This window comes from Tardiphaga sp. 768_D3_N2_1, from assembly GCF_052076105.1.
GTDB lineage: Bacteria > Pseudomonadota > Alphaproteobacteria > Rhizobiales > Xanthobacteraceae > Tardiphaga.
The window spans coordinates 1,989,865-2,009,063 of the sequence record NZ_CP197245.1; the positions used below are offsets into that span (position 1 = coordinate 1,989,865).

16 protein-coding genes are annotated in these 19,199 nt (G+C 62.9%); 9 read left to right on the plus strand and 7 right to left on the minus strand.

The window, feature by feature from the left end:
- Positions 1-115: 115 nt before the first annotated feature.
- The gene (gene gltX / locus AB8A27_RS09120) at positions 116-1,540 is read right to left on the minus strand and encodes a glutamate--tRNA ligase (RefSeq protein ID WP_441241625.1); all 1,425 of its coding nucleotides are present in this window, start codon (positions 1,538-1,540) and stop codon (positions 116-118) included.
- A gap of 200 nt (positions 1,541-1,740) precedes the next feature.
- On the opposite strand from gltX, the gene AB8A27_RS09125 reads away from it, so the two are divergent.
- Together AB8A27_RS09125 and AB8A27_RS09130 are read left to right on the plus strand one after the other, a co-directional pair.
- Positions 1,741-3,411, plus strand: coding sequence for a glutamine--tRNA ligase/YqeY domain fusion protein (locus AB8A27_RS09125; RefSeq protein WP_441241626.1), 1,671 nt, complete (start codon positions 1,741-1,743; stop codon positions 3,409-3,411).
- A gap of 102 nt (positions 3,412-3,513) precedes the next feature.
- Positions 3,514-5,796 carry a ComEC/Rec2 family competence protein gene (locus AB8A27_RS09130; RefSeq protein WP_441241627.1) on the plus strand — a complete coding sequence of 761 codons (2,283 nt, stop codon included), beginning with the start codon at positions 3,514-3,516 and terminating at the stop codon, positions 5,794-5,796.
- An 18-nt stretch (positions 5,797-5,814) separates the two neighbouring features.
- Here the strand turns inward: AB8A27_RS09130 and lexA are convergent, their stop codons facing one another.
- A complete protein-coding gene (lexA, locus tag AB8A27_RS09135) occupies positions 5,815-6,531 on the minus strand; it encodes a transcriptional repressor LexA (protein WP_441241628.1) in 717 nt (238 codons plus the stop codon).
- Positions 6,532-6,871: 340 nt separating this feature from the next.
- Here lexA and AB8A27_RS09140 point away from each other — a divergent pair, with 340 nt between their 5' ends.
- Positions 6,872-8,908, plus strand: a complete 2,037-nt coding sequence (locus AB8A27_RS09140) for a YgiQ family radical SAM protein (protein WP_441241629.1) — start codon at positions 6,872-6,874, stop codon at positions 8,906-8,908.
- Between the two features lie 56 nt (positions 8,909-8,964).
- Here the strand turns inward: AB8A27_RS09140 and AB8A27_RS09145 are convergent, their stop codons facing one another.
- The 3 genes from AB8A27_RS09145 to AB8A27_RS09155 all read right to left on the minus strand — a co-directional run bounded on the left by AB8A27_RS09145 (position 8,965) and on the right by AB8A27_RS09155 (position 13,285).
- A complete protein-coding gene (locus AB8A27_RS09145; RefSeq protein WP_441241630.1) occupies positions 8,965-9,537 on the minus strand; it encodes an N-acetyltransferase family protein in 573 nt (190 codons plus the stop codon).
- A gap of 21 nt (positions 9,538-9,558) precedes the next feature.
- Complete coding sequence (locus tag AB8A27_RS09150) at positions 9,559-11,916, minus strand: Orn/Lys/Arg decarboxylase N-terminal domain-containing protein (protein ID WP_441241631.1); 2,358 nt, start codon at positions 11,914-11,916, stop codon at positions 9,559-9,561.
- Positions 11,917-12,076: 160 nt separating this feature from the next.
- Entirely contained in the window at positions 12,077-13,285 is a 1,209-nt protein-coding gene (locus AB8A27_RS09155; protein ID WP_441241632.1) for a molybdopterin molybdotransferase MoeA, read from the minus strand.
- A 108-nt stretch (positions 13,286-13,393) separates the two neighbouring features.
- Between AB8A27_RS09155 and AB8A27_RS09160 the strand changes: the two genes are divergently transcribed.
- From AB8A27_RS09160 to AB8A27_RS09170, 3 genes are read left to right on the plus strand one after another with little or no spacing between them, the layout of a single operon-like run.
- Positions 13,394-13,681: a hypothetical protein gene (locus AB8A27_RS09160; protein WP_441241633.1), complete on the plus strand. Its 288-nt coding sequence runs from the start codon at positions 13,394-13,396 to the stop codon at positions 13,679-13,681.
- Positions 13,682-13,738: 57 nt separating this feature from the next.
- Entirely contained in the window at positions 13,739-13,921 is a 183-nt protein-coding gene (locus AB8A27_RS09165; protein ID WP_089264725.1) for a CbtB domain-containing protein, read from the plus strand.
- Positions 13,922-13,924: 3 nt separating this feature from the next.
- Positions 13,925-14,644, plus strand: coding sequence for a CbtA family protein (locus AB8A27_RS09170; protein ID WP_441241634.1), 720 nt, complete (start codon positions 13,925-13,927; stop codon positions 14,642-14,644).
- On the opposite strand, the gene AB8A27_RS09175 is transcribed toward AB8A27_RS09170, so the two are convergent.
- Together AB8A27_RS09175 and AB8A27_RS09180 are read right to left on the minus strand one after the other, a co-directional pair.
- A complete protein-coding gene (locus tag AB8A27_RS09175) occupies positions 14,641-15,261 on the minus strand; it encodes an HAD-IA family hydrolase (protein ID WP_441241635.1) in 621 nt (206 codons plus the stop codon). The genes AB8A27_RS09170 and AB8A27_RS09175 overlap by 4 nt on opposite strands.
- Before the next feature lie 250 nt (positions 15,262-15,511).
- Complete coding sequence (locus AB8A27_RS09180; protein ID WP_441241636.1) at positions 15,512-16,060, minus strand: MarR family winged helix-turn-helix transcriptional regulator; 549 nt, start codon at positions 16,058-16,060, stop codon at positions 15,512-15,514.
- A 229-nt stretch (positions 16,061-16,289) separates the two neighbouring features.
- On the opposite strand from AB8A27_RS09180, the gene AB8A27_RS09185 reads away from it, so the two are divergent.
- The 3 genes from AB8A27_RS09185 to AB8A27_RS09195 all read left to right on the plus strand — a co-directional run bounded on the left by AB8A27_RS09185 (position 16,290) and on the right by AB8A27_RS09195 (position 19,052).
- Positions 16,290-17,438, plus strand: a complete 1,149-nt coding sequence (locus tag AB8A27_RS09185) for a cytochrome P450 (protein WP_441244863.1) — start codon at positions 16,290-16,292, stop codon at positions 17,436-17,438.
- 7 nt (positions 17,439-17,445) lie between these two features.
- On the plus strand, positions 17,446-17,769 hold the full coding sequence (locus AB8A27_RS09190; protein WP_441241637.1) for a 2Fe-2S iron-sulfur cluster-binding protein: 324 nt from the start codon (positions 17,446-17,448) through the stop codon (positions 17,767-17,769).
- Between the two features lie 68 nt (positions 17,770-17,837).
- Complete coding sequence (locus AB8A27_RS09195) at positions 17,838-19,052, plus strand: ABC transporter substrate-binding protein (RefSeq protein ID WP_441241638.1); 1,215 nt, start codon at positions 17,838-17,840, stop codon at positions 19,050-19,052.
- The last annotated feature ends 147 nt before the right edge of the window (positions 19,053-19,199 follow it).

The following is a 19,199-nucleotide window of genomic DNA, read 5'->3' on the forward strand; positions in this document are numbered from 1 at the left end:
CACCGACATTTCAGAGGAAATGGGGAGGCTAGCCGGGAATTCCAGAGCATTCGCCAGAATGCGTAGCGTATTGCTGTGTGCGCTGCAAGGCGGGCAAAAGCAGCCTACAGCTATGCTAAATAGATGCCTGATCGGCGAGCCGATCCAGGCATTCCTGCCGTCCCAATACCGCCAGAACATCGAAAATGCCGGGCGATGTGGTCTTGCCGGTCAGCGCCACGCGAAGCGGTTGCGCGACCCCGCCAAGCTTGATGCCAGCTTCCTCGGCAAAGGCGCGGGTGGCGGCTTCGGCATTGGCCGCCGTCCAGTCGGTAACGGCTTCCAGCGCAGTGCGCAGCTTGCCGATTAACACGCGGGTTTCCGGCGTCAGTACGGCTGCAGCCTTGGGCTCCATCGGAAGCGGACGGTCCGCGAAAATGAAGGACGCGCCGTCGATCAGCTCGATCAACGTCTTGGCACGCTCCTTCAGGCCGGGCATGGCGCGCAACAGCTGGGCGCGCGTGGTGTCGTTGAGCTTCGCCTTCAGCTCGGCGCCGCCGGGGACGTAATTCAGCACGTCCTCAAACATGGTCACGAGGGATTGATCGTCGGTGTGACGGATGTAGTGACCGTTGAGATTTTCGAGCTTGGCGAAATCGAAGCGCGCGGCAGAGCGGCCGATCCCGGAGAGATCGAAGGCGTCAATCATCTCCTGGGTCGAGAAGATTTCCTGATCGCCGTGGCTCCAGCCGAGCCGCACCAGGTAATTCCGTAGAGCGGCCGGCACATAGCCCAGCGCGCGATAGGCTTCGACGCCGAGCGCACCGTGGCGCTTCGACAGTTTCGAACCATCGGGGCCGTGGATCAGCGGAATATGCGACATGCTGGGGACGGTCCAGCCGAGCGCGTCGTAGATCTGTTTCTGGCGCGCCGCGTTGATCAGGTGGTCGTCACCGCGGATGACATGGGTCACACCCATGTCATGGTCGTCGACCACCACGGCCAGCATGTACGTCGGCGTGCCGTCGCCGCGCAGAAGCACGAGATCGTCGAGATTTTCGTTCTGCCAGACCACGCGGCCCTGCACCTGATCCTCGATCACGGTCTCGCCGGTGAGCGGTGCCTTGAGACGGATCGTCGGCTTGATGTCCGGCTTAGGTGTAGACGGATCGCGGTCGCGCCAAAGGCCATTGTAGAGCTTGGAGCGGCCCTCGGCACGGGCGGCCTCGCGCATCTGCTGCAGCTCCTCGGCGCTGGCATAGCAATAATACGCCTTGCCCTCGGCGAGCAGCTGCTCGGCGACTTCGCGGTGCCGGCCGGCACGGGCGAACTGGTAGACGGTGTCGCCGTCCCACTCGATGCCCAGCCACTTCAACCCGTCGAGAATGGCGTCGATCGCCGCATCGGTGGAGCGCTCGCGGTCGGTATCCTCGATCCGCAGCAGCATCTTGCCGCCGGTCTTCCTGGCATACAGCCAGTTAAACAGCGCGGTGCGTCCACCTCCGATATGGAGGAAGCCGGTCGGCGAGGGAGCGAAGCGGGTAACGACGGGAGCGGTCATATCAGCGGGTTCGATCGATTTCGGTGTGAGTGTTGGCGGGCGTTTATCACAACGACAGGGCGCTGTCTCACGGCGAATAAATGCGGATTCCGGGGCGGAACCGCATCGGAAAAGGTCCTTTCGCCCGATCTAGCCCCTGATCCGGCCCTTGGCGGGGCCTTCTGGATTTGGCACATAGGGCGCAGCTTGAAAGGCAGCAAATGACAGACGAATCGGTATCCGACGCAGGCCGTGACTTCATCCGTGACATCGTTGCGGCGGACCTGCAATCCGGCAAGCACAAGAGCGTGGTGACGCGCTTTCCGCCGGAGCCCAACGGCTACCTGCATCTTGGACATGCCAAGTCGATCTGCCTGAATTTCGGCGTCGTCGAGGAATTCGGCGGCCACTGCAATCTGCGTTTCGACGACACCAATCCGACCAAGGAAGAGCAGGAATATATCGACGCCATTCAGCGCGACGTGCGCTGGCTCGGCTTCGACTGGGGCGACGGCAACCTGCATTACGCCTCGGACTATTTCGAGCAGCTCTATGACTGGGCGGTACATCTGATCCGCGCGGGCAAAGCCTATGTCGACGACCAGTCGCAGGAAGAAATCCGCTTCAAGCGTGGCACCCTGACGGAGCCCGGCCAGAACAGCCCGTTCCGCGACCGTTCGGTCGATGAGAACCTCGATCTGTTCGCCCGGATGCGCGCCGGCGAATTCCCGAACGGCGCCCGCGTGCTGCGCGCCAAGATCGATATGGCGTCGGGCAACATCAACCTGCGCGATCCCGTGATCTATCGCATCCTGCATGCGCATCATCCGCGCACCGGCGAGAGCTGGAAGATCTATCCGAGCTACGACTTCGCCCACGGTCAGTCCGACGCCATCGAACATGTGACGCATTCGATCTGCACGCTGGAATTCGAAGATCACCGGCCGCTCTACGACTGGTGTCTGGAAAACCTGCCGGTGCCATCGCGGCCGCATCAGTATGAATTCGCGCGGCTCAACATGACCTATACGCTGCTCTCGAAGCGTGTGCTGACCGAACTTGTCCGCGGCGGCCATGTCACCGGCTGGGACGATCCACGCATGCCGACGCTTGCGGGTCTGCAGCGCCGTGGCATTCCCGCTGAAGCGCTGCGCGAATTCATCAAACGCATCGGCGTCGCCAAGGCCAACTCGACCGTCGATATCTCGATGTTCGACTTCGCCGTACGCGAGACGCTGAACCGCACGGCACAGCGCCGCATGGCGGTGCTGAAACCGCTGAAGGTGGTGATCGAGAACTATCCTGAAGGCCAGACTGAGCAGCTCGAAGCGGTCAACCATCCCGATGATGAGGCGCTCGGCACGCGGCAGATCCCGTTCGGCCGTGAGCTCTACATCGAGCATGACGACTTCATGGAAGAGCCGCCGAAGAAGTTCTTCCGCATGGCGCCGGGCCGCGAGGTCCGTTTGCGCTACGGCTATTTCATCACCTGCAAGGACGTGATCAAGAACGCCGCTGGCGAGGTGGTGGAACTGCACTGCACCTATGATCCGGAAACCCGGGGCGGCAATGCGCCGGACGGCCGCAAGGTCAAGGCGACGATCCATTGGGTAAGCGCTGCAGATGCCGTGCAGGCGGAAGTACGCGTCTACAATCAGCTGTTCGCCGATCCGCAGCCCAATGCGACCGAGTTCGCATCGCAGCTCAATCCGGACTCGCTGGAGACGCTAACCGGCGCCATGCTGGAGCCGGCACTGGCGAGCGACAATACAAGCGATGTCGTGCAGTTCGAGCGCCAAGGCTACTTCTGCCGCGACAAGGATTCAGCACCGGGCAAGCTCGTCTTCAACCGCACCGTCGGTTTGCGCGACAGCTACGCCAAGCTCGCCTGAGCAACCCCAGGGATTAGTTTTCGTATTCTGCATCCGTTCCGCTAGTCGCCGCTTGCCCTTCCGATAGCATTCGGAAGGGCAAGTGTGGCGTGCGGGCTTTCGATGGCGCGGGGCGGGGAGCAGCAACAGCGGCGGGGCCGGGCGGGTACGGCGACCACATGGCCGCCGCCGGCCACGGCAGGCGTCGTTGTCCCGTCAGCGACGTCGTCAACGTCGGGCTTCGAGACGCCCTGGACCTGGGCGCGGGCCGAAGCTGGTCCCGGTCGCTTGCTGCCTTGGGTGCCGATCGCTTTCGGCACCGGCATCGCGCTGTATTTTGCTGCTGAGCATGAGCCGGTGGCCTGGATTGCCGCCGCCACGGCTGGACTTCTTTGCCTGGCTGCGTTTCTGCTGCGGCGGCAGCGATGGTTTCCCTTGATCTTGCTCGTTGCGGCCATCGCGGCCGGCTTTGCGATGGCTGCCATTAAAACCGCGCGCGTGGCTCATGAGGTTCTGGCCAAGCCGCTCTATTCCGTCGCGCTGACGGGCTTCGTCGAAACTCACGAGGAACGGGAGCGCACGGATCGCTTCGTGCTGCGCATTGCTACGATGGACAGCCCGCGCGCCGCACCGAAACTCACCCGTGTGCGGCTGTCGGTGAAGAAAGGCACGGCGCCTGCCGTCGGCAGCTTCGTCGAATTGAAGGCAAGGCTGCAGCCGCCACTGTCGCCGCTCCGGCCGGGGAGTTACGACTTTGGCCGCGATCTGTATTTTCAGGGGATCGGCGCGTCCGGTTTCGTGATGGGTGGCATCAAGGCGGTCGATCCACCGACACAGCCAAGCCTGGCGTTACGTTACTCGGCGACCATGCAGGGGCTGCGCGACGCGATCGATGCGCGGATCCGCACCGTTCTGTCTGGCGATAGCCGCGCCATTGCCACGGCGCTGCTCACCGGACGCCGCGATGCGATTTCGGCTGACGTCAATGATGCGATGTTCATCTCCGGCCTTGGTCATGTGCTGTCGATCTCCGGTTATCACATGGCCGTTGTCGCCGGCGTCGTGTTCTTCGCGATCCGCGCGTTACTGGCGCTGATCCCGGTCCTGACGGTGACATTCCCGATCAAGAAGGTTGCGGCGGCGGCGGCACTGTTGGCAGCGCTGTTCTATCTGCTGCTGTCCGGTGGGGAAGTGGCCACGCAGCGTTCCTTTTTCATGACGGCCGTCGTGCTGATTGCCGTCATGGTCGATCGCCGGGCGATGACGTTCCGCACGCTGGCGGTGGCGGCGATGGTTGTCCTGATCGTGGCCCCGGAGGCGCTGGTGCATCCGAGTTTCCAAATGTCATTCGCGGCGACGCTGGGGCTCGTTGCATTGGTGCAGATCGGCATGCCCGCGCTGTTTGCCTCGCCCGATCATTCCGCGACTGCGCGCATGGCGCTGTGGGGCGGACGCGAGATTGCGATGCTCGTGCTGGCCTCGCTGGTCGCGGGCCTTGCCACCACGCCCTATGCCGCGTTTCATTTCCATCGCGTCACGCCTTATGGCGTCGTTGCCAATCTCCTCGCGATGCCGGTGGTTTCGGCGCTTGTCATGCCGGCGGGCATTCTCGGTCTCGTAGCGATGCCGTTCGGTTTTGACGGCGTGTTCTGGCGGCTGATGGATGTCGGCATCCAGTGGATGATCGTGGTTACCCAATGGGTGGCAGCCTTGCCCGGCGCTATCGGCCGGATGCCGGCCTTCGGTACCGGACCGCTGATCACAGCCAGTGTCGGCATCATTGTGCTCGGACTGCTGCGTACACCCTTGCGCCTTGCAGGCGTTGGCGTGCTCGCGCTCTCGATCGTCTGGGCACTCCTGGTGAAACAACCGGATGTGCTGATCTCGGGGGATGGTCACAGCGTTGCGGTACGGGGCAGGGACGGGCACCTGCATGTAATGCGCAGCGCCAAGGATACGTTTCTCGTGAAGGAGTGGCTTGCCGGCGATGCCGATGCACGCCTGCCGACCGATGTCTCTCTCAGCCATAGCGTGTCCTGCGACAGCGACGGATGCATCACGCCGCTTGCCGATGGCGCGCTGGTGGCGCTGGCTTTACAGCCTGACGCGTTCACGGATGATTGCGAGAAGGCGGTGCTGATCGTCACGACGAGACAACCGCCAAAGGATTGTCGTGCGCTGGTGATTGATCAGGATCGCCTGCAACGAAACGGTGCGGTGAGCCTGCAGCGAACCGCGAACGGCTTTGCGATCGATGCCGTGCGACCGCCTGGCCTGGACCGTCCGTGGTCGCGCGCCATTCCCGATGAGCCTCAGGCCGACACGCTACAGACCGGTCGCCTGCCGCAAAACCGGCCGGTGGATGCGACGCCGGCGGAAACCGATCTTCAACCCGAAGATCAGTAGTCCGCCGATGCGCAAATCTCAGTAGCGGCGATACAGGCCGATCAGCTTGCCCTGAATGCGCACCCGGTTGGGGGGCAGGATGCGTACTTCGTAAGCGTCGTTGGCGGGCTCCAGCGCGATGGATGCACCGCGGCGGCGGAAGCGCTTCAGCGTGGCTTCCTCGTCGTCGATCAGGGCCACCACGATGTCGCCGGTGTCGGCGCTTTCGTTGCGCTGGATCAGCACGGTATCGCCGTCGAGAATGCCGGCGTCCTGCATGGAATCGCCGCGCACTTCGAGCGCGTAATGTTCGCCGGAGCCGAGCATGTCCGCGGGCATGCTGATGGTGTGGCTACGGGTCTGCAGCGCCTCGATCGGCGTACCTGCCGCGATCCGGCCCATCACGGGGATGGCGACGGTGCGACCGTTATCATCGTCGCTGCTGCCGATGCTGGCAGCCGGACGCACCTTGCCGAGCGTGCCTTCGATGACGCTGGGCGTGAAGCCGCGGCGGCCGGTGCCACCGGTGACCGGGGCGCCGAGCTCGGGCAGCTTGATGACTTCAATGGCACGGGCGCGATTGGGCAGCCGGCGAATGAAACCGCGCTCTTCAAGCGCCGTGATCAGACGATGAATGCCGGACTTGGAGCGCAAGTCGAGTGCATCCTTCATCTCGTCGAAGGAGGGCGGTACGCCGGCTTCCTTCAGGCGCTGGTCGATGAAACGCAGAAGTTCGTATTGTTTGCGGGTGAGCATCTGAAGCCATCCTCAGTTGACGGTGTCGGCCGCCGCGTGTGTTTCGGGACCTCTTGACCGACGCCTTTTGCAGGCGCGCGGCGGAGGGCAGTTCACGAGTTCGGGCACTCATAAACACTAAGCCGCAGAATCTCGAAACAAATCATGAACGAACACTATCTGTTCCATATGTGTTCTGCAATGACTAATTTCGCCCTAAAGCTTTGGTGTTTGACGCGAGAGACCGCGGCATGACGAAGTCATCGACGACCCGGCATCGGCAACGCCGCGAGAGCGTTCATTGCTCTATGAGCAGTGTCAGGCGTTGAATTCGAAAGCCCGGAGTCTTATGCGTGACGCCATGAACAACGCTGCTGTCGCTGTCGCCGAAAAGCCATTGATGTCCCGGGTTCCGTCCATGGCGCAGTCGCGCAAGGCGGCGCCATTCCTACCCATGAGCCGCGCCGAGATGACGGCGCTCGGCTGGGACGCCTGCGACATCGTGCTGGTCACCGGCGATGCCTATGTCGATCATCCCTCGTTCGGCATGGCGATCATTGGCCGGCTGCTTGAAGCGCAGGGGTTTCGCGTCGGCATCATCTCGCAGCCGGACTGGCATTCGGCGGAACCGTTCAAGACGCTCGGCAAGCCGCGCGTGTTCTTCGGCGTCACCGGCGGCAACATGGATTCGATGGTGAACCGCTACACGGCGGATCGCAGGATCCGTAGCGACGACGCCTATACGCCGGGCGGCGAGGGCGGCAAGCGGCCGGATCGTTGCACCGTGGTTTATGCGCAGCGCTGCCGCGAGGCGTTCAAGGATGTGCCGATCGTGCTCGGCGGTATCGAGGCGTCGCTGCGCCGCATCGCGCATTATGATTACTGGTCAGAGAAAGTCCGCCGCTCGATCCTTGCTGACGCGAAGGCCGATCTGCTGCTCTATGGCAATGCCGAGCGTGCCGTCGTCGAGGTCGCGCACCGGCTAGCCGATGGCGAAGCGCCGCGCGATCTCGATGATATCCGCGGCGTCGCGCTGTTTCGTCGTGTGCCCGAGAATTACACCGAGCTGCCCGCGGACGATCTCGATTCTGCCGATGAAGGCGCCACGCGCCGAAACGGCGACACGGTGGTGCGTTTGCCGTCCTGCGAACAGGTCGAGCAGGACAAGGAAGCCTATGCGCGCGCCTCCCGCGTGCTGCACCGGGAAGCCAATCCGGGTAATGCGCGTGCGCTGGTCCAGCGTCACGGCGACCGCGATCTATGGCTCAACCCGCCGCCGATCCCGCTCACATCCGAGGAGATGGATGCGGTCTACGATCTGCCTTATGCCCGCGCGCCGCATCCATCCTATGGCGATCAGAAGATTCCTGCCTGGGACATGATCAAGTTCTCGGTGACGATCATGCGCGGCTGTTTCGGCGGCTGCACTTTCTGCTCGATCACCGAGCATGAAGGCCGCATCATCCAGAACCGCTCGGAAAAATCGATCCTGCAGGAGATCGAGCGTATCCGCGACAAGACGCCGGGCTTCACCGGCGTCATTTCGGACATCGGCGGCCCGACCGCAAACATGTATCGGATGGCCTGCAAGGATCCGAATATCGAGAAGGCGTGCCGGTTGCCGTCCTGCGTGTTTCCGGACATCTGCCCGAATCTCAATACCTCGCATGACGACCTGATCCGCCTGTACCGCAAGGTGCGCGAGACCAAGGGCATCAAGAAGGTGATGGTGGCGTCGGGCGTGCGCTACGATCTCGCGGTGCAGAGCCCGAAATATATCGAGGAGCTCGTCACGCATCATGTCGGCGGCTATTTGAAGATCGCGCCCGAGCATACCGAGCGCGGCCCGCTCGACAAGATGATGAAGCCCGGCATCGGCACATTCAACCGCTTCAAGAAGATGTTCGAGGCGGCCGCGCAGAAGGCCGGCAAGAAATACTATCTGATCCCGTATTTCATCGCCGCACATCCGGGCACGACCGACGAGGACATGATGAACCTCGCGCTGTGGCTGAAGAAGAACCGCTACCGCGCCGATCAGGTACAGACCTTCCTGCCGTCACCGATGGCGACCGCGACGGCGATGTATCACACCGGCGTCAATCCGCTGCGCGGCATCAGGCGCGGCGCGAGCGAAAAGGTCGAGGCCATCAAGGGCCTGCGGCAGCGCCGGCTGCACAAGGCGTTTCTGCGCTACCACGATCCCGATAACTGGCCGATATTGCGCGAGGCATTGAAGCAGATGGGGCGTGCCGATCTGATCGGCTCACATCCCGAACAGCTTGTTCCGGCGCATCAACCTGTCGGCACCGGCAAGGGCGGCGGCACGCGGCGCCCGGTGAGATCCGGCGGCAAGATGCAGCGCTTCACGACGAAGGGCGTACCGATCAGGAAGTGAGCGACGGGCACGTGTCGTCGCTACGCTCCTCGCAATGACGGCGGAGAGACTGTGGTCTAGAGAATCCGCTCCGAAAACGGTACCGGCGGTGGCGGCGTGGTCGACCCCGCTGCCAGCGAGCGCTGCACCATGATCGTATCGGCCCAGCGGCCGGAGCGATAGGCGACGCCGGGCAGCAGGCCCACGCGAGCAAAGCCGAAGCTGTCGTGAAGGCCGAGCGAGGCTGTGTTGTCGGCATCGATATAGCCGATGATCTGCCGGAAGCCGGCGGCCGCGCAGACGTCGATCAATTCGCGCATCAACAGGCGGCCGATGCCCCGGCCGACATGTCCGTGGTGGATATAGATCGAGTGCTTGACCGTGTAGCGATAGGCCGGTCGCTTGCGGAACAGCACCACATAGGCGTAGCCGACCACCTCGCCGCCCTGCGTGGCGACGAGATGCGGGAACCGTTTGCTGCGCAGGTTCTTGCGCCGGTCTCTGAGATCGTCGGGCTGCGGCGTGTCGGCGTCGCTGACGCCTTCCTCGACGCCTTGCCGGATGTGCCGGCGATAGATCGCCAGCATGGCATCGACGTCGGTGTCGCGCGAGGGTCGTATGACGACCGGCTGTTCGAGTTCCGTTTGCAAATCAGGCTCCTTACGAGCTCCCTATTCGGAGACCACGTAAGTGTAAAGCCGGATCCGGCCATTGGCGTCGACCTTGCGGTAGATGCCCTGGATTTCGACGTCGAAGCCCGGGAATGTGTTGAAGCAGGTCTCGAACATCTTCAGATAATCGATCATGGGCTTGGCCCGTTCGGTGAGGCGCTCGCCCGGCACGATCGTGGCGATGCCGGGCGGATAGACCACGAACGGCGTCGTCGCGACGCGCCCGAAAAGCTCATCGATCGAAACGTAATCGACGTCGTTGCGCACCAGACAGCGCGCGGCATCGTGGGGTGACATGGCGATCTCCGGCAGATGGTCGGCGGAGAACTGCCTGGTCTGGAGGTCGCTCACATTGGCCTCGCGGAAGAACCGGTGCATGTCGCCGCACAGATCCCGCAGGCGTACGCCCGCATAACGCACAGGCCGGCGCCTGGCGAATTCCGGGATGACGTCTTCCAGCAGCGCGTTGTCGTCATGAAATTTCTTGAAGGCGACAAGGCCCGATATGAGCGTGCCGGCCTTGCTGGCTTCCACGCCCGGCGTCAGCAGGAAGAGCAGCGAGTTGAGATCGTTCTTCTCCGGCACGATGCGGTTTTCGCGCAGGAATTGCGCGACCACAGGGGCTGGGATGCCGTGGTCGGCATAGGCACCGGTGGTGCGATCGAAGCCGGGGGTCAGGACCGTCAGCTTGTTCGGATCGGTCATGGCGAAGCCGGCGACCATGCCCGGGAAGCCGTGCCAGGCAGCCTCAGGGGCGAGCTGCCAATAGGAGGGATTGGTGGCGAGCTGATCCGTGCCAACGCTTTCCCACGGCACGTTGTGAACGGCGCCTTCGCTCGATGCATCGGGAATTGCGACGCGCTCGGGCACGAAGGGTTCGAAGAACCAACGGCGCTCGGTGCGGGTTTCCTTCTCTTCGAATTCGCGGCGGACCGCGCGCATCTTCTTGCGCAGTTCGATGCCGAGGCGGATCGTGTCGTCCCACAACACTTCGCCCGAGCGTCCCTTCATCATCTGCGCGCCGACATCCAATGATGCAAACAGCGGATAGAACGGAGAGGTCGAGGCGTGTTGCATGAAGCTCTCGTTGAAGCGCCGATGCTCGACACGGCGCTTCTGCCCGCGGATATGCCGATCCTTCATGTGGATCTGCGACGCCTGCGAGAAGCTCGCCAGCTGCTTGTGGGTCGACTGTGTCGCGATGATGCCCGGCGAATCCGGGCCGAGCTCCTTGAGCCCCATGGCGAACCGGCCGGCATAGAGCGGATGGAATTTCATGAAGCCAGCCCAGGCTTCGTCGAACAGGATGTAATCGCAGAGATGACCGATGCGCTTGATGATCATCTCGGCGCTGTAGATGGTGCCGTCATAGGTGCACTGTTCGATGACGGCGACGCGGAACGGGCGCGGACGCTTCCAGGCTTCGGGATCCGTGACCAGCGGATTGGTGCGGATGCTCTCGCGGAGAGCCTTCTCGTCAGTGGCCTCCCAGTTCATCGGGCCGATCAGGCCCCAGGGATTGCGCGCCGTCGGCACATAGATCGGCACGCCGCCCGAGATCATCAGCGCACCATGCAAGGCGGCCTTGTGGTTGTTGCGGTCGAACAGCACCAGATCGCCATCGGTGACCAGCGCCGACAGGGCGACCTTGTTGGAGGTCGAGGTGCCGTTGAGCACGAAATAGGTTTTCTCCGCGCCAAAAATCTGCGCGGCTTCCTTCTGCGCCTGCAAAGCAGGGCCTTCGTGGGTCAGGAGATCGCCGAGATCGAGCACCGAATTGTCGAGGTCGTCGCGGAACACGGCTTCGCCGAGATGTTCCATGAACACGCGGCCGATCGGGCTGCGGCTGTAGAACACACCGCCATTGTGCCCGGGGCAGGTCCAGAGCTGGTTGCCTTCTTCGGCATAGTCGACCAGCGCGCCGAAGAAAGGCGTCTTTAGCGTCTCGGCATATTGCTTCAACCGGCTGATCAGGTTCTTGGCGATGAACGGCGGGGTTTCCTCGGACAGGAAGACATAGCCGTCGATGAAATCGAGCACCTCGACCGGGACGTCCTCAAACCGCTTGCGACGGATCAGCAGGATGATGGGGAAGTCCAGGCCGCGTTTGCGCATCAGGTTGATCAGCGCCGCGGTCTTGCCTTCCAGGCCCTTCTTGCCCCAGTCGACCACCATGCAGCCGATCGCCGCGTCGGTCTGGACCGCGATGGTGGCGTCTTCGAGCTTGCGCGCCTTGACGACCTCGAAGCCGGAACGCTCGATCTCCTCGACGATCTGATTGAGGCGAATGCCCTCGAGATCGTCGGCTTCGAAAGTCGGCATCGCGAAGAGGAAATTGAAGCGTTTGAAATAGTCCATTTGTCCACCGATCTTGTTTCGCTGCGATCTCTCGCTGCGTTACGTGACAATTCAGTGACTGAAATTGCGTTAAGGTATCTCAATCAGGAAAAAGGTCTGGGGAGCATGCCGCGAGGCGGGAGTTCCGCCAGCCGCGGCATCCGTCAAAGCTTGTTGGCCGCTAGACCGGCAGCCGGATGATCGCGCAGGAATCGCCCGCCACAGCCGCGGGTGCGAATGGCTTGCGGATCAGAAGTCCACCGGCGACAGCGAGATTCCCCAGCAGCGACGAGTCCTGCTTGATGACCGGCGTCGCCACCACAGTGCCGTCGGCGCGGGTCTCGAGGCGCGTGCGCAGATAATCCTCGCGCTGATCGTTGGCCCCGAGATCGCGGCCGAGCACTGCGGGTTCGATTGCATGGGCGATGTCGTTTCGACCGGACAGCGCACGCAGCAGCGGCACCATGAACAGGAAACCGCAGACATAGGACGACACGGGATTCCCCGGCAGGCCGACCACGCGCATTTCCTGACGGCGTCCATGCATCATCGGTTTGCCGGGCCGCATCGCGATCCGCCAGAACGCCATCTCGACGCCGGCATCGATCAGCGATTGCTGCACGAGGTCATGGTCGCCGACTGACGCACCGCCGGTGGTGATCAGCACATCGGCCTTCAGATCGATCGCGCGTTGAATGGCGGATGTGGTCGCTTCCAGCGTGTCGACGGCGATACCGAGATCAATCACTTCGGCGCCTTCGGCGCGCGCCAGCGCACGCAGCGCGAAGCCGTTGGAGAGCACGATCTGGCCTGGGCCGGGGATCGCACCGGGCATCACCAGTTCGTCGCCGGTGGCAAGCATCGCGACGAGGGGCCGGCGCCGCACCGGCAATGCCGCATGGTTCATGCCGGCGGCAAGAGCGAGATCACGGTCGGTGAGGCGCGTGCCGGCGCGCAGCAATACGTCACCTTCGTTGAAGTCGACACCGGCCGGGCGGATATGCTTGCCGGAGATTGCGGCTTCGTTGATCCCGACGACGTCGCCGTCGCGTGTTGTGTCTTCCTGGATCACCACGGCGTCGGCGCCGGCCGGCAGCACGCCGCCGGTGAAGATCCGCAGGGCCTCGCCGGCTTGCAGGGGGCGATCGAATGGTTTGCCCGCAGCAATTTCGCCGATCACACGCAGCTTCGCACCCAGCGTCGCATCGGCGGCGCGTACCGCATAACCGTCCATGGCCGACATGGGCTCCGGTGGCTGTGTGCGCAGCGAAGCGATGTCGCGGGCCAGCACGCGGTGGAACGCGTCTTCCAGCGGCACCATCTCCTCGGGCAGCGCATCGGCGCCCGCGAGAATCGCGGCCATGGCATCGGTAACCGGCATCAGGGCCATCGGCAGGGTCTCCGGCAGTGTGGGCGCCCGTCATAGCGGAGAGCGGGAGCCGACGCAAAACCACCGGCACTTTGGCGGCGCCGGGAAACGCGATAGACATCGGCGATCATGACCGACCACGTTTCCGCTGGCGATAATGCGCCGCTTTGGCGCGCCGATGTCGATGCGCTGGCCTTCCAGCCATCCGGCCATCGCGGGCTGTGCATGGTGCACCGTCACGCGTTCCGGACGCTGCTCCGGCGCTATCCGTCGCCGGAGGAATGTGCAGCCTATTTCCACGATCACCGGGTAGTGTTTCAGGCGGCGGCCAGCGCCAAACTGGTGCGGGCAGGGGTGGCGGTGGATGCCAATTTCCACCTGACCAGCCGCGATCTTGCCCGCGCGATGCAAAATTAGCGGTCGCGCCGCGGATGCAACTCGGTTAAAATCGGGGTCTAATTCGCGAGGATTCCGATGCAACAGACCCAGACCGCCCAGATTTCCGCCGTTACCACCGACGTCAATGTCGTCGTGCAGGCCGTTCTGGCGATGGCGCTCGGTCTGTTTATCGTCGGCGTGGTCGGTTTCTCGCATATCAGCGCCGTTCACAATGCGGCCCACGATACGCGCCACGCCAACGCATTCCCCTGCCACTGAGACATGTCCGTTTTCAGGTCGATCGTTTTCTCGGCAGTAGTGGCTGGCGCGATCACTGGTGCTGCCATCACCGGCGCCCAGATGGTCGGCACCATTCCGCTGATCCAGAAAAGCGAAGTCTATGAGCGAAAGGCCGGGGCGCCGACGGCCGCCGTACAGCCCGCGCATACGCACGACCATGGTGCCGCAGCCAGCCCCGCCCATAGCCACGAGGCCGAGTGGGAGCCTGCCGAGGGCTTGCAGCGTAATGCCTTCACTACCGGCGCCAATATCCTGACTGCCATCGGCTTCGCTTTGCTGCTGGCCGGCATCTTCGCGCTGCGTGGCCGGGCCGTGAGCTGGCGGGAAGGGCTGTTCTGGGGTCTCGGCGGTTTCGTCGTCTTCACGGCGGCGCCCGGCCTCGGCCTGCCACCGGAATTGCCGGGGATGCCTGTCGCTGACCTCACACTGCGCCAGACCTGGTGGATCGGCACCGCCTGCGCCACTGCGGCCGGGCTCGGCCTGCTGGCCTTCCGCAAGGCCTCATGGGCCGCCATTCTCGGCCTTGGCCTAATCATCCTGCCGCATCTGATTGGAGCCCCGCAGGCGCCGGCTGGTCATACGGATGTCCCGGAAAGCCTATCGCATAGCTTCGTCGTCGCGGCGGTCCTGACCAGCCTGCTGTTCTGGGCGCTGCTCGGTGTGCTGACCAGCATCGCCTTCCAGCGCATCTCGCGGGCTTAAAGCCCCAGTGCCTTGAGGGCCTCGGCGACGGATGTCGGCGAGGTCACGTGCACGGTCTGCAATCCGCAGGCGCGAGCCGCCTCGATGTTTTCGGCAAGATCGTCGAAGAATACGATGCGGTCGGCAGGCATGCCAATCTCCGAGATCACATGCCGATATGCCTCCGCATCCGGTTTTCGCAAGCCGATCGAAGAGGACAGAAATACGCTTCGAAAGTGGTTGAGCAGATCGGCATGCCGCTGCGAAAAATGAGCGACGTGCGCAGGATTGGTGTTGGAGAACGCGTAGAGAGGCCAACGCGCTGACGCGCGCGCAAGAAGGTCTGCGATGCCGGGCATCTCGCCGACAAACAGCGCGTTCCAACCTTCGAGAAATTGCGCTGGCGTCAGATCGATCGTCAGCGTGTCGCGCAGATGCGCAAAGAATGCGTCGTCTGAGAGTTGTCCGCGTTCGTGTTGCATATACACGTCACCGCGGGTGAAGCGGGTGACGATATGATCCGGCTTGCAGCGCGCGTGATCCGACCAGACTTCCAGCACGCGGTTGAAGTCGATATCCAGCACGACGCGGCCGATATCGAACAGCAGGGCGTCGGCGCTATTTGGCATGAGCGGCATCGTAATCTTTATCCTCTGGCTCCGGTATCGAATGTGCTGCGGCGCAGGTTAGCGGATGGTGGCAGAAAATCCTTGTCCCCTCGTGACAAACCGTCCCGATATTTATGTTGCCTAGGCAACTAATTCGTGAGAGCCTTTCCGGAGAGGCGCATACGAGAGCAGTCAACTGCCGCGTCCCACAGGGAGAGAAACGATGATGGACCGCTTGTGCGGGACAGCGATTGATGACGCGCGTGTAACGCCTGGTGGCCTAGCCGGTCACCGCGCCAAGATTGCCGTGAATGCGCCGCAGCAAGTCGACCAGCACTTCGCGTTCACTTTCATCCAGACAGGACAGCAGCTTTCGCTCGCGTTCCAGCGCGGTTACGATGACGGCGTCGTGCGTCGTGCGCCCTTTCGCGGTCAGCGTAATCGAATGGGTGCGCGCGTCGTCGGGATCAGCATTGATGGCGACGAGACCGCGCTCTTCCAGCATGGCAAGCGTGCGGCTGACCGGTCCCTTGTCGAAGCCGATGACGTGGCAGATGCGCGCGGCGGGAATGCCGGGTTCGATCGCCAGCAGCGACATGATGCGCCACTCGGTAACGTTCACGCCAAAGCGCTTCTGATAGAGCACGGTCGCGTTGCGCGAGAGCTTGTTCGCGATGAAGGTAATAAAGGCCGGCACATAGCGTTCAAGGTCGAGCAACGGCCCGCCCTTGGCGGCAGGAGCTCTTGTGGCGACAGTCCTGACATTGACCTTTGTCGCTTTCGTCTTGGCGGGCTTTCGAACCGTTTTCCCCGATCCATTCTTGCTCATGCAACACGATCCTGCCTGCATGGTGCCGCCGAAATCGGCGAGCCCACGTAGATCTGAGGAATAGAGATACGCAGTCGCAATTGCCAACAAGAAAATACGGGAGGTTCACATGGTTGCAGCGGTCACGACGGGGGCGTCCCACGCCCCGCCGGTGCTGTCCTTTGGCGGAGGCGTACCGGACGACGCATCGTCTCGACCCATTGCCCATCTCGATGTCGATCCATTTGCCATGGACTTCTTCGCCGACCCTCATCCCACCCACGAGGTGCTGCGCGAGGCGGGGCCCGTGGTCTATCTCGACAAATGGAACGTCTACGCCGTCGCGCGCTACGCCGAAGTGCATGCGGTCCTGAGCGATCCCGCGACGTTCTGCTCGAGCCGCGGTGTGGGCCTCAGCGACTTTGCCAGGGAGAAACCGTGGCGCCCCCAGAGCCTCATTCTCGAAGCCGACCCGCCGGCGCATACGCGCACCCGCGCCGTGCTCAGTAAAGTGCTGTCGCCTGCGGTGATGAAGCAACTGCGTGACGGCTTCGCCGCAGCGGCTGACGCTAAAGTCGATGAACTGCTGGAGCGGCGCAGTTTCGACGCGGTCGCGGATCTTGCCGAAGCCTATCCACTCTCGGTGTTCCCCGATGCGATGGGCCTGCAGAAGGAGGGCCGCGAGAACCTGCTGCCTTACGCCGGTCTTGTCTTTAATGCCTTCGGTCCGCCGAACCAGCTGCGCCAGGACGCCATCGAACGCTCGGCGCCGCATCAGGCCTATGTCGCCGCGCAATGTCAGCGGGAGAATCTCGCGCCCGGCGGTTTCGGCGCCTGCATCCATGCGCGGGTCGACACCGGCGACATCACCGCCGACGAAGCGCCACTGCTGGTGCGCTCGTTGCTGTCGGCAGGGCTGGACACGACGGTGAACGGTATCGGCGCTGCCGTTTATTGCCTGGCGCGCTACTCGGAAGAATTCGCGCGGCTGCGCAGCGACCTGTCGTTGGCGCGTAATGCTTTCGAGGAAGCCGTGCGCTTTGAGAGTCCGGTGCAGACCTTCTTCCGCACCACGACACGCGACGTCGAGATCAGCGGCTGCCATGTCGGCGAGGGCGAGAAGGTGCTGATGTTCCTGGCTGCCGCTAATCGCGATCCGCGCCGCTGGGTCGATCCCGAGCGCTACGACATCACGCGCAAGACGTCCGGCCATGTCGGCTTCGGTTCCGGCATTCATATGTGCGTCGGACAGCTCGTGGCTCGGCTTGAGGGGGAGGTCATGCTGTCTGCGCTGGCGCGCAAGGTCGCATCGATTGAGATCACCGGCGAGGTCAAGCGCCGTTTCAACAACACGCTGCGCGGGCTGGAGAGCCTGCCGGTCACCTTCACGCCTGCCTGAGGATTCCATGCCGAGCATTACGTTCATTCATCACGACAACCGTGCCGAGACGGTCAGCGCCAATGATGGCGACAGCGCCATGTATACGGCGCTGCTGCATGGTGTCGACGGCATTACGGGCGAATGCGGTGGAGGCGCGGTCTGCGCTACCTGCCACGTCTATGTCGACGACAACTGGCTGGGCAAGACTGGGGAAGTCAGCAGCGACGAGGATGAGTTGCTGGAAGGCGTCGCCAGCGAGCGGCTGCCGAACAGCCGGCTGTCGTGCCAGATCAAGATCACCGAGGCGCTCGATGGCCTGGTGCTCCGGCTGCCGGAGCGACAGGTGTAGGTCGCAAGCAAGACCGCGACCGGTAACGTCCGGAGCCGCGCAATCAAAGTGAGAGGGGAGAGACGACAATGAAGGGTTTGAAGACAGTATTGGCTGCTGCGGCATCCTGCGTGATGGCGACGGCGGTCCAGGCGCAGGTGTCCGACGATGTGGTGCGGGTCGGTGTGCTCAACGACATTTCCGGCGTGTTCCAGGACACTAACGGCATGGGCTCGGTGGAAGCCGCGCGGATGGCCGCCGAGGATTTCAACGGCGGCGGCAAGAACATCAAGGTCGAGATCGTTTATGCCGACCATCAGAACAAGGCGGATGTTGGCTCCGCCATCGCGCGCAAATGGCTCGATGTCGAGAAGGTCGACGCCATCGTCGATGTGCCGAATTCGTCGGTCGGACTAGCCATCAACAATATTGCCCGCAACACCAAAATGACGTTCCTGGCGTCGTCCACGGCGACCTCGGACCTGACGGGCAAGGACTGCTCGCCGAACACCATCCAGTGGGTCAATGACGCATGGGCGACCGGCAACACCACAGCCGCGGCGATGATGCAGCGGGGCGGTGACGACTGGTACTTTCTCACGGTGAACTATGCGCTGGGGCAGGGCATCGAGGCCGAAGCCACGAATTACATCACGAAGAACGGCGGCAAGGTGCTAGGATCGTCGAAGCATCCGCTCGGCACCTCAGATTTCGCTTCGCTCTTGCTGCAGGCGCAGAGCTCCAAGGCCAAGGTGATCGGCCTCGCCAATGCCGGTGCCGACGCCATCAATGCGGTGAAGCAAGCTGGTGAGTTCGGCATGCAGGACGGCCCGCAGAAGCTGGTCGCGTTTCTGATCTTCATCAACGACGTTCACGGCATGGGCCTGAAGACCGCGCAGGGCCTGTTGCTGACGGAATCCTTCTACTGGGACATGGATGACGACACCCGCGCCTTCGCTAGGCGTTTCGCGGCGCGGCCGGGCATGAACGGCAAGATGCCGAGCGCCAACCAGGCGGGCGTCTACGCGTCCACGCTGGCCTATCTCAATGCGGTGGCGGCCAAGGGCAGCGACGATGCCAGTGTCGTCGTGCCGCAGATGAAGACCTTCAAGGGCAAGGACAGACTGTTCGGTGACGTCACGATCCGCGCCGATGGCCGCGTCATCCATCCGATCTACCTGTTCGAGATCAAGAAGCCCGCGGACTCGAAGGGACCGTATGATTATTACAAGCTGCTCTCGACCATCCCTGCCGAAAGGGCGTTCCGGCTGATGGCTGAAGGCGGTTGCCCGATGATCAAATAGCCTATTGCACATCGATACCGGCAACATCTGTCGTTCCCGGTATCGATATGGGCCAGTTGCGGGGATTGGCGGAACGGTAGGTAATCTACTGCTCCGCAGAAATTCATGGGGGCTATTTCAAACCTAAAAGGCTGTTCCACGTACCTA